The sequence below is a fragment of the Pseudomonas sp. NPDC096917 genome, from assembly GCF_044762555.1.
Taxonomy (GTDB): Bacteria; Pseudomonadota; Gammaproteobacteria; order Pseudomonadales; family Pseudomonadaceae; genus Aquipseudomonas.
In genome coordinates this window covers 124629-134509 of the sequence record NZ_JBIWEO010000014.1, presented here as the reverse complement: position 1 = coordinate 134509, position 9881 = coordinate 124629, and the positions used below count along the sequence as shown (strand labels likewise).

The 9881-nt window shown below is 56.8% G+C and carries 10 protein-coding genes and 1 tRNA gene; 3 read left to right on the top strand and 8 right to left on the bottom strand.

The window, feature by feature from the left end; genetic code table 11:
- Positions 1-175: 175 nt before the first annotated feature.
- The 8 genes from ACIQYF_RS17540 to ACIQYF_RS17505 all read right to left on the bottom strand — a co-directional run bounded on the left by ACIQYF_RS17540 (position 176) and on the right by ACIQYF_RS17505 (position 7180).
- The gene (locus ACIQYF_RS17540) at positions 176-3055 is read right to left on the bottom strand and encodes a DUF927 domain-containing protein (RefSeq protein ID WP_402864366.1); all 2880 of its coding nucleotides are present in this window, start codon (positions 3053-3055) and stop codon (positions 176-178) included.
- Positions 3052-3342 (bottom strand): DUF3077 domain-containing protein, encoded by a 291-nt coding sequence (locus ACIQYF_RS17535; RefSeq protein ID WP_402864364.1) that lies wholly within the window; start codon positions 3340-3342, stop codon positions 3052-3054. The genes ACIQYF_RS17540 and ACIQYF_RS17535 overlap by 4 nt, the downstream gene beginning before the upstream one ends.
- Entirely contained in the window at positions 3339-3500 is a 162-nt protein-coding gene (locus tag ACIQYF_RS17530) for a hypothetical protein (protein WP_402864362.1), read from the bottom strand. Before ACIQYF_RS17530 ends, ACIQYF_RS17535 begins: the two co-directional genes overlap by 4 nt.
- A gap of 375 nt (positions 3501-3875) precedes the next feature.
- Positions 3876-4181, bottom strand: a complete 306-nt coding sequence (locus ACIQYF_RS17525) for a hypothetical protein (RefSeq protein WP_402864360.1) — start codon at positions 4179-4181, stop codon at positions 3876-3878.
- Positions 4178-4444: a helix-turn-helix transcriptional regulator gene (locus ACIQYF_RS17520; protein WP_402864358.1), complete on the bottom strand. Its 267-nt coding sequence runs from the start codon at positions 4442-4444 to the stop codon at positions 4178-4180. The genes ACIQYF_RS17525 and ACIQYF_RS17520 overlap by 4 nt, the downstream gene beginning before the upstream one ends.
- A gap of 77 nt (positions 4445-4521) precedes the next feature.
- The gene (locus tag ACIQYF_RS17515; RefSeq protein WP_402864356.1) at positions 4522-5442 is read right to left on the bottom strand and encodes a hypothetical protein; all 921 of its coding nucleotides are present in this window, start codon (positions 5440-5442) and stop codon (positions 4522-4524) included.
- 244 nt (positions 5443-5686) lie between these two features.
- Positions 5687-6928 (bottom strand): tyrosine-type recombinase/integrase, encoded by a 1242-nt coding sequence (locus ACIQYF_RS17510; protein ID WP_402864354.1) that lies wholly within the window; start codon positions 6926-6928, stop codon positions 5687-5689.
- Between the two features lie 167 nt (positions 6929-7095).
- Positions 7096-7180, bottom strand: a tRNA-Leu gene (locus ACIQYF_RS17505).
- 106 nt (positions 7181-7286) lie between these two features.
- Between ACIQYF_RS17505 and queA the strand changes: the two genes are divergently transcribed.
- From queA to yajC, 3 genes are read left to right on the top strand one after another with little or no spacing between them, the layout of a single operon-like run.
- Positions 7287-8348: a tRNA preQ1(34) S-adenosylmethionine ribosyltransferase-isomerase QueA gene (gene queA / locus ACIQYF_RS17500; protein WP_402864352.1), complete on the top strand. Its 1062-nt coding sequence runs from the start codon at positions 7287-7289 to the stop codon at positions 8346-8348.
- 11 nt (positions 8349-8359) lie between these two features.
- Positions 8360-9475: a tRNA guanosine(34) transglycosylase Tgt gene (gene tgt / locus ACIQYF_RS17495; RefSeq protein WP_402864372.1), complete on the top strand. Its 1116-nt coding sequence runs from the start codon at positions 8360-8362 to the stop codon at positions 9473-9475.
- 42 nt (positions 9476-9517) lie between these two features.
- Positions 9518-9856, top strand: coding sequence for a preprotein translocase subunit YajC (gene yajC, locus ACIQYF_RS17490; RefSeq protein WP_019408654.1), 339 nt, complete (start codon positions 9518-9520; stop codon positions 9854-9856).
- Positions 9857-9881 lie beyond the last annotated feature (25 nt).

Genomic DNA, 9881 nt, shown 5'->3' with positions numbered 1-9881 from the left:
ATTACGAAGCCTTGCTGCCGTGGAATTGCTCACCCGCATCGCCTAGCTGAGCGCACCGCCCATCTTGAGTCGGGTGGGGTTTATGGAGCGCTTACTGTTCAATTCGATTGGGGTGGGTTGAGTGGCTGGCGAGGCCGGGATTAAGCCGGCGCTACCTCGATCAGCAGAGATGCCCTCAGGCAGCCCGAGCCTCGCTCTCATCCATTCCCGGAATCGTCTTCACGACGTAGCAGCGTTGCGTGCCTAGGCCGGGCAATCGGATCGAACTCGATGCCTTGCCATCACCTCCCGGCTCCAGCACACCGCGCTGTAGCAGCTCCTTGTTCACGGCATTGATGTTCATGCCTTTGAATACTTCGGAGCGCCAAGCCTCGGGCAGCACGTAGTAGGTGTTGGTGGTGTGCAGTTCGTCACCCAGGCCATGCTCCAACGATTTGCGAAATCCCAACCGGTCGATGGTGCGCGGGCCGTGCTCGTCGATCTTGGCTGCGGCAGACTCCCAGCGAGTGAAGCGGCTTTCGCCGAAGCGTTCGATGACTTGGCGCAGCCGAGCAACGATGGCATCGCCTTCATAGTTACCGGCGCCGCCGCGTTCATTCAGCCATGCGTTGAGGCAGACACGGGCTGCTGTGGTCGCGGTGCCGTCAGGCCAACCGGTGATGCCCAATGCGGTAGCAAGCTCACCAGCTGCAGCCGCAAGGCCAAAGCGAAGGGCTGCGCGATGGGCCTGACCACTCGCTGATGCGGGCAGGGATTTGGCAATAAACCCTTCAAGCGTGCGGCGTAGGATGATCGCCCAGCCGTGCATTTTTCCGGGTTCACACAGCGCTGATAGAAAGGCTGTGAGCGGTGTTCCGTAGTACTTGGCCACTCGGGCCTTGAGTGCGTCAGAAAGGGCGGCAGCATCCTCGAAACCATTCAACACGTCGAACATGCCGAGCCCTTTACTGGCGTCAGCAGGCACCGCGAGCATGCGTACTTCCATGCCTGCTTTGAGCTCTTTGTTGGCCTCGGCCATGTGTTGCGCCAAGGTTTTCTCGCCGGTGGAGAGAAACAGCAAACGCCACTCTTGAACCTGTCGGCCTGCTTGACCACGATCGTTAGCGCGGGCTTTCCCGGTGCCGTTGCCGAGCATGTAAACGGTTTCGCCAATGATGCGCGGGTCGCACATCCCGATTTCGTCGAGTACCAGTAGGCCGTCCGAGTGCGCGGCAGCGATCGATTCCAGTGCGTTATCGGTCGAGCGCCATGACCGCACCAAACGTGGCCCGCCGTAGATCGAGGCGGCGACTTGCAGGTGGGTGGTTTTGCCGCCCGAGCTATCGCCGTACAGGTGAAAACCGCCCGACTCATGGCCGAGCATGTGTAAGAGCGGTCCGGCAAACGCCACGCTGGCCACAAATGCCAAGCGATGATTGCCCACGCACAACGCGCCAATGTGCTGTTGCCATTGTTCCAAGGTTCCCGCTTCGCTTATGGGCGGCAGTTGGGCGCCTGCTTCGTAGAAGTGCAGATGCTCTGCGTGGCTGCCGATTTGCTGTTCTGGCAGTAGAAAGGCGCTGTCATGCCAACCCAAACGGGTGACCAGACGGGCGCGCTGAGCGCTGTCAAAGCCTTGGAAGTAACTCTGCAGGTCGTTGCGCGCATGGCGACTTGAACGTGAGCCCGCAAGGCGCAAGCCCATGTCGACCAGCGGACCGAGAACGTCTTTGCCGAAATCGCCGGTCATGGTGCGTGCCGGAATATTCCAGCGTTTTTTGGCGCCATCCGGGTCTTCAAACTCGACCAGCAAACCCCAGTTATGGCCTTTGTCATCGCGGGTACGGGCGAGGATTTCCAAGGGCGAGCAAACAGGGCGCGACTCACCATCCTCACCTGAATAGAACACGCCTTCGGGCGTCAGGCGAAAGCCGCTTGGGAGTGTTTCTGTTTTGGGTTTGGTGGCACGTTTAACCGGCGGTTTTGCTTTGGTTTCTACCGGCGGTTCGGGAGCAACGCAGAGCAGTTCGCCGCTGCGCTCCAGTTCGGCCATGTGGCTCGATGTCCAGCCCTTCACGAGTGCGTCCGCTGCATCGTCGCCTTGCTCCCAAACGCCGCCTTTGGCGAAAGCAGGGTTGCCGTTTTTTAACGTGGGTTTACGTTTGAAGGTGTCCAGCGCAATGACGTGAACGGACTTGGCGCCTAGGTCCTTGAGCTTTTGAGCAACGGCTTCCATGCAGTCTGTACCGCTCGGGTCGTTATCTGGCCAAAGCCAGACAGTGCGATTTTTGAGTGGTGTCAGATCGGCTTTGTGCCAAGCCTTTGAGCCGTTTGGCCAGCAGGTGGCCACGCAGTTTGGAAACAGTAAAGCGGCAGCATCTGCGGCCTTCTCGCCCTCGCACAGTACAACGGTCGCCTCAGGCTGCAAGGTGAGTTCATGCAGTCTCAGCAGTGGACGGGGCTCGGGTAAGCCTTGCCACCGCCATTGTGTCGCTTGAGTGTCAGAGCGCTGGCACCAAGTGAGTGGGGCGAAAACTTTTTTGGGGTTGCCGTCTTCATCCATCCCCAGGTCAAAGCGATAAAGCGCCATGAGCGGTTGGCCTTGGCTATCGCGATAGATCCAGATGTTGGACGGCGTGCCGTGCTGCCGATGCTTTGCCGGGCACTTGTTCATGGCTTCGACAGGGATTGGCTGAATGGCAACCCATTCAGGTGTCGCTTTTGGGGTGAGCTTTAAGTTTGAAGGGGAGCCCTGAGCCGTCACACTCAGCAAGTCCGCAAGCTTGTTGCAGGCTTCTACGTCCGTACAGCCGTCCAGATAGCGCACCAGGTCTATCAGGTCACCGCCTTTGTCGTCGGTCGCAAAATCAGCCCACGTGCCTTTGCTCAGATTGATCTTGAGTGAGCCAGCGCGTTTGTCGGCGCGTGTTGGGTTGGGAGCTGTGTATTCCTTGCCACCGTCTACGCGTTTTCCGTTGGGTAACCAGTGGCTCAGTACACGATCAATGTTTTGCAGGGCTGCGGTTTTGACTTGGGCGAAGGTAGGGCGATGAGCCCTTGGTATGTGGGGGCTCATTGGTCACCGTCTTGGGCATCTTGCAGCCCCAGGGTGACGTCATCGATGAGGGCTTTGGCCATTTCGCTGAGGTAGTGCGAAGCCCAGCGTATGGCCGTTGCTTCGTTGCCATCATCGACGGCCCCTAGAAACGAGAGGGTATTGACGCAGTTCATGAGGAGGGAGGCATGCTCCAGCGCTTCGAGACTCGAAACACCGGCGTTGACCGAAAACAGGCGTTGATCCTGGGCGTTGCACTTGCCGAACGTGGCGCCGCCAACGGTAGGTATCAAGGGAGAAGTGCTCATAACGCACCCCCTTTGGTAGCAAGGGAGCGGGCCTTGGCCATGTGGAGGTTGTAGCGGGCAATGCGCGTAGAAAGGCTGGAATTGGCGTGTAAAGCGGCGAGAGCCATTGCACGGTGTGCAGCGGCGCGAATTTTGGACGGATTGAGGGCGTGCTTCATTTGGTGTAGCTCCTGCATGTGAGGAGCTGCCACGATTCGCCGCGAAACGAATAAGGGTGGCAGCTGTACGCGGGTTCGCGGACCGGGCATACAGGACCCCGGCAGACCCGAGGGTCTCCCACGCACAGCCGCCATAAAACAGACTAGCGGGCACAAAAAAAGCGCCTGCAATCGTAATGGGGGCGCCTATGCGCCTGTATATGCTCGGACCGCGACGTCCGGTCGCTGAATTTGCAGCGACGGCCGGAGAGTAACGCTCCACTTCACAAAGCGCAACTGCACGCTGGCCCGGCGTGGTTTTTTGATGGGGTATTAAAGGTGTCGGCATCTAGATAGACCTCAACGCCCCCAGATCGGACTGGGGGCAATTCCGTTTTAGGCGTGGAGTTCGAAGCGCAGGTGCAAAATTGGCGTGATGTTCTCGCAGGCCATTTGGCGTGCGTCGTGATAAGCCTCAGCTTTATCGAAGTCATCCAGCACAACCGCTCCCAAGCGTTCTGTATGCAAAATCAGCACGCACCAGATACCGTCTGGCCAGCTAAGTACCATCAGTGCATGGCCCAGTGCTTCATGGCGTTGACGCAGTTTTTCAAAGCGCTTCATACGCGTTGCCGAAAAGCCGATTTCTCGCAATATTTCGAAAGAATTGATGGTCGTTTTTCGAATTAAAGACCTGTTCATGCCGCCACCTTGTCGCGATGTGCGATGCGGGCACGTGTCCAGCTCTGAACCTCTTCCAGCACCCAGGCCACTGGAGCGCCACGGGCAGTGCTCGTGCTCAGTTTTACAGGCGTAGGGAAGCCGTTTTCCGGTTGTTGCATGAGCTTGTAGATGGTGGGGCGTGCGAGGCCGACGATGGCCATTACTTCAGATATTCGGATCAAGGTGGTGGCAGGATCGCGAGGCGGGAAACGACTGAGGGTAGAGGTACTGGATTGAGTCATGACGGTGCCTGTTCGGTGAGAGACAGACACAGGCTAAACAGAGGCAGGAAAGCAAACACGGTTTGCTTTCTTGGGTGTTAGCGAGGCAAGAAATGGCCCTTCTTGAGGTATTTCCTGATGGTGGGCGCTGAAGCTATTCCGTCATTTTCGACCAGCGCTTTGACCAGGTCAGCCCCTGAAATCGTGGGGTTCAGTGTGATGTGGCGTTTTGCTGATTGGCTCACTCTGCCGAAAATCTGTGCCGCATTCAGCTGTTTCTCGGAGTTTGGTTTGCTGTTGGCTTTACCTGCTGATGAGGCTCTTAGAAAGGCCTTCGCAGAAAATGCCTTGCGCAATAATTTGTGCAAAAAAGGGGAGACGTTGAAAGAGACCTTGGCGATGTCCAGGTTCTCGATCTGTGTGCACAGATCAGCCAGCATCAGCGCCCGATGTGTATTCCCAAGACATTCACGAAAGGATTCACGGACCTCGACTTCCACGTCTCTGTCTTTAAGTCGTTCATCTTGCACAAGTGAGGCGTATTTTTTGGGGGCTGTAGCGTGCAAATGAAGAACGAGGTCCTCATCCAGATCGTAAATGGACACTTCGGTTTCAAAGAGCCAATTGGCAAGAACCGCTACCCCCTCAATGGCTTTGACCAGTGCATAGGTGGCTGCAAGTTGTGAATCCTTAATGTTTTTGTCGACGTCGAAAAGTCGCCGTATGACGTCCGGCAGTGAGGACGGATTGGCATAGCTCGCATGTTCGTCGATAGGGGCGCGAAGCCGATACATCGTGGCGATCACTGAGCCTGCAGGGTCCGCGTAGCTGAGTTCTTCAAGCCAAAATGAGGTGGCGTAGTTGATTAGGCCAAAAGCTTCTTTGAAGTGCTCATGAAACTGGGGGTATAAGGCCAGCTCTCTTACAGCCTGCTCTATTTCATCTTGCTCCCAAAGCAGGCTGCTGACGTCGAGGCCTGCAATCTCCAAGACGGCATAGGGCATCTTCTCATCGTCCATTCACTCGGCCCCTCGCCCAGACATTTTGGTTTCTAACCAGCGCTTTTGCGTTACTGGTTTTCTCTGCCGGCAGCTTGGCGGCTGGGGGAGCCGTTACATAGGATGGTCACGTTACACACTGTGTAACTGGGTCACTTTTGCTGTGTAACGCGAATTTATTTCTTATATTTCAGTTGGTTAGGTTTAAGCGTTACACGCGTTACACCCGTAACACCGGATTTCGGGGCGATAGGGGGAGGCTTGTTCACACGGCCTTGCCGAAGTCAGCGTGCACCACATTGTCGGCGGCCAGCTTATCCAGGTGATCGGCATACCACTGCATCATCTTGATGCGGTTATCGAGGTACTGGGCTTTGTTGTAAATTCCGGAAATGCCTTGTTCTTTGTGCGCTAACTGGGCCTCAACGTGTTCTTTTGACCAGCCATGTTCTCTTAGCAGGGTGCTTGCGGTGTGGCGTGTGCCGTGGCCGACGAGACGACCTTTGTAGCCGATGGTGGCAAAAACTTTATTGATGGTGTTTTCGCTGATGGTCGGGTTTTTTGCACCGACACCCGGGAACAGCCAGCGACTGCGACCCGTTAACGCCCGCAATTCAATCAAGCTCGCAATCGCTTGTGTGGGCAGGGGGCTAACAAAGTCCCTGCGCATCTTCATTTTCTCGGCCGGTGTGGTCCATAGGCCTTTTTCAAGGTCGATCTCTGCCCATTCGGCAAAACGGACCATGCCGGGCCGCGAGGCGGTCCAAAGGCAAAGCCATGCCGCTGTGCGCGCGGTGAGTCTGCTGGGCGTGTTTTGGAGGGCTTGAAGAAAATCACTCAGCTCATGTTCGAGCAGGTGAGGGTGCTGCTGAGTCTTGGGGGCTTGGGCGGCGATGTCGCGCAAGCGGCTCCCCGGATCGTTCTCTGTCAGTCCCAAGCCAATGGCCCGGCCAAAGATCTGATTGACCCAGGTGCGGCATTTTTCGGCAACGTTATGGGCGTCGCGAGCTTCAAGACTGGCCTGCAGGTCGGCGCAATCGGTGCGGGTGATGTCGTCGAGAGGTTTGTCGCCAAGTGCCGGGAGTATGTCTTTGTCGAGGTAGGTGCGGATTTTGTTGAGGGTGGAGGGCGCGAGGCCTTTTTCTTCTTTGGCTTTGAGCCATGCCTCGGCTGCTGAGCGAAAGGTGCGGGCCTCGGCGAGGGAATGTGCAGCTTTGGCTGAGCGTTTCTGTTCCAGCGGGTCGGCACCGCTACTGACTACTTTGCGTAGTTCGGCAGCTTTTTCTCGTGCCACGGCACCACTGACTTCTGGATAACCCCCTAGCCCCATCCATGCCCAATTACCCGCCGGACGTTTGTAGCGCAATTGCCACGATTTGCCGCCGTCCGGTTTCACTCGGAAGTAGAGGCCGCTTCCATCGAGCTCTCGATATTCTTTCGATTCCGCCTCCAGCCCGGCCAGTGTGGTGTCAGCCAAGGGGCGGCGCTTGATATCGGCACGTTTCATTATTCTTGTATCCCAAAGTTAGGGCTTTTTCGCAGGATACAAGGAGGGATACAGGGATACAACGGATAGGGGGAGACAGGGGTAGATCGTCAGGCACAAAAAAACCGGCTCAGTGGCCGGTTTCTCTGTGCTGCAAGTCCTGGTAGAGACTTGCAGGTACTGCTATATGGTGCCCCGAGGGAGACTCGAACTCCCACTTCTTTCGAAAACGGATTTTGAATCCGCCGCGTCTACCAATTCCGCCATCAGGGCTCAATGGCGGCGAAGTATAGAGATGACATTTAGGTCGGTCAACAACTTATTGGTCTATTTTTACTAAGTCCGTTAAACTCCCCGGCCCTGCTAGACGAAACCTATCATGCGCGTTGCTGACTTTACCTTCGAGCTCCCTGATTCACTCATCGCACGCCATCCTTTGGCGGAGCGCCGTAACAGTCGCCTGCTGACCCTGGATGGGGAGAGCGGGGCACTGGCACATCGTCAATTTACTGATTTGCTTGAGCATTTACGCCCAGGCGATTTGATGGTGTTTAACAATACCCGGGTGATTCCAGCCCGCTTGTTTGGCCAAAAGGCCTCGGGCGGCAAGCTGGAAATTCTGGTTGAGCGAGTGCTCGACAGTCATCGGGTGCTGGCGCATGTGCGCTCCAGCAAGTCGCCGAAACCCGGATCGAAAATTCTGATTGATGGCGGCGGCGAAGCCCAGATGCTGGCTCGCCACGATGCGTTGTTTGAGCTGGGCTTTACCGACGAGGTTCTGCCGTTGCTGGACCGCGTCGGGCACATGCCGTTGCCGCCTTATATCGATCGTCCGGATGAAGGTTCGGACCGTGAGCGCTATCAGACGGTGTACGCCCAGCGCCTTGGCGCGGTGGCTGCGCCAACGGCCGGGCTGCATTTCGATGAGCCGCTGATGCAGGCCATTGCCGCCAAGGGTGTCGAAACGGCGTTTGTGACGCTGCATGTGGGCGCGGGTACGTTCCAGCCAGTACGGGTCGAACGTCTTGAAGATCACCACATGCACACTGAATGGCTGGAAGTCGGCCAGGATGTGGTCGACGCTGTCGCGGCATGCCGTGCGCGTGGCGGGCGTGTGATTGCGGTGGGCACCACCAGTGTGCGTTCGCTGGAGACCGCAGCGCGCGATGGCGTGTTGAAGCCGTTCAGTGGCGACACCGATATCTTTATCTTCCCGGGCCGTCCGTTTCATGTGGTCGATGCCTTGGTGACCAATTTCCATCTGCCGGAATCCACGCTGTTGATGCTGGTTTCGGCGTTCGCCGGTTATCCCGAAACCATGGCGGCCTATAAGGCTGCGGTCGAGCATGGGTACCGCTTCTTTAGTTACGGTGATGCGATGTTCATCACCCGTAATCCTGCGCCGACGGCTCCAGCCTCGGCCCCAGAGGATCAAGCATGAGCAACTGTCGTATGTCCTTCGAGCTGCTGGCCACTGATGGCAAGGCTCGTCGCGGTCGTCTGACCTTCCCTCGCGGTGTGGTTGAAACCCCGGCCTTTATGCCGGTGGGCACGTATGGCACGGTCAAGGGCATGTTGCCGCGTGACATCGAGGCAATCGGCGCGCAGATGATTCTGGGCAACACCTTTCACCTGTGGTTGCGCCCTGGCACTGAAGTGATCAAGAAGCACGGCGACTTGCACGACTTCATGAAGTGGCAAGGGCCGATCCTGACCGACTCCGGCGGCTTTCAGGTGTTCAGCCTGGGCGCCATGCGCAAGATTAAAGAAGAGGGCGTGACGTTCGCTTCTCCGGTGGACGGCGCCAAGGTGTTTATGGGGCCGGAAGAGTCGATGCAGGTTCAGCGTGATCTGGGCTCTGACGTGGTGATGATTTTTGACGAGTGCACTCCGTACCCGGCGGATGAAGATGTCGCCCGTATTTCCATGGAGCTGTCGTTGCGTTGGGCTCAGCGCTCGAAAAATGCGCATGGCGACAACACGGCTGCCTTGTTCGGTATCGTTCAGGGCGGCATGCACCAGAACCTGCGAGAGCGTTCGCTCGAAGGTCTGAACAAGATCGGTTTCGATGGCTTGGCCATCGGTGGTCTGTCAGTGGGCGAGCCCAAGCACGAAATGATCAAGGTGCTGGATTACCTGCCGGCGATGATGCCCGCTGACAAACCTCGTTACCTTATGGGGGTTGGCAAGCCGGAAGATCTGGTCGAGGGTGTGCGCCGCGGTGTGGACATGTTCGATTGCGTGATGCCAACCCGCAATGCCCGCAATGGGCATCTGTTTATCGACACGGGGGTTTTGAAGATCCGCAATGCGTTCCATCGCCATGATGATTCGCCGCTGGATCCGACCTGTGATTGCTATACCTGCCAGAACTTCTCTCGCGCTTATCTGCATCATCTGGACAAGTGCGGCGAAATGCTGGGTAGCATGCTCAATACCATCCATAATTTGCGGCACTATCAGGTGCTCATGGCTGGTTTGCGCGAGGCTATTCAACAGGGTACATTGGCCACCTTTGTCGACGCCTTCTATGCCAAGCGCGGGCTGCCTGTGCCGCCTTTGGACTGAGTTTCGGACCTTTAAGAAACAATATTGCAACTGGAGTGCTTAATGAGCTTTTTCATCTCTTCCGCTTTCGCGGACGCTGCTGCACCTGCCGCTGCTGGCCCTATGGGTGGCGGTTTTGAATGGATTTTCCTGGTCGGCTTCCTGGTTATCTTCTATCTGATGATCTGGCGTCCACAAGCCAAGCGCGCCAAAGAGCAGAAAGCCCTGTTGGGTAACCTGCAAAAAGGTGACGAAATTGTTACCACTGGCGGCATCGCTGGCAAGATCACCAAAGTATCCGATGCTTTTGTTGTGATCGAAGTGTCTGACACTGTCGAGCTGAAAATTCAGAAGGGCTCTGTTGCAGCCACGTTGCCTAAAGGCACGCTGAAAGCGATCTAGGTTTCAACTTTTAACAATCGACGGG

Coding starts and splice junctions, on each gene's coding strand:
- ACIQYF_RS17540 (WP_402864366.1), bottom strand. CDS start 3,055: ATGAGCCCCCACATACCAAGGGCTCATCGCCCTACCTTCGCCCAAGTC.
- ACIQYF_RS17535 (WP_402864364.1), bottom strand. CDS start 3,342: ATGAGCACTTCTCCCTTGATACCTACCGTTGGCGGCGCCACGTTCGGC.
- ACIQYF_RS17530 (WP_402864362.1), bottom strand. CDS start 3,500: ATGAAGCACGCCCTCAATCCGTCCAAAATTCGCGCCGCTGCACACCGT.
- ACIQYF_RS17525 (WP_402864360.1), bottom strand. CDS start 4,181: ATGAACAGGTCTTTAATTCGAAAAACGACCATCAATTCTTTCGAAATA.
- ACIQYF_RS17520 (WP_402864358.1), bottom strand. CDS start 4,444: ATGACTCAATCCAGTACCTCTACCCTCAGTCGTTTCCCGCCTCGCGAT.
- ACIQYF_RS17515 (WP_402864356.1), bottom strand. CDS start 5,442: ATGGACGATGAGAAGATGCCCTATGCCGTCTTGGAGATTGCAGGCCTC.
- ACIQYF_RS17510 (WP_402864354.1), bottom strand. CDS start 6,928: ATGAAACGTGCCGATATCAAGCGCCGCCCCTTGGCTGACACCACACTG.
- queA (WP_402864352.1), top strand. CDS start 7,287: ATGCGCGTTGCTGACTTTACCTTCGAGCTCCCTGATTCACTCATCGCA.
- tgt (WP_402864372.1), top strand. CDS start 8,360: ATGTCCTTCGAGCTGCTGGCCACTGATGGCAAGGCTCGTCGCGGTCGT.
- yajC (WP_019408654.1), top strand. CDS start 9,518: ATGAGCTTTTTCATCTCTTCCGCTTTCGCGGACGCTGCTGCACCTGCC.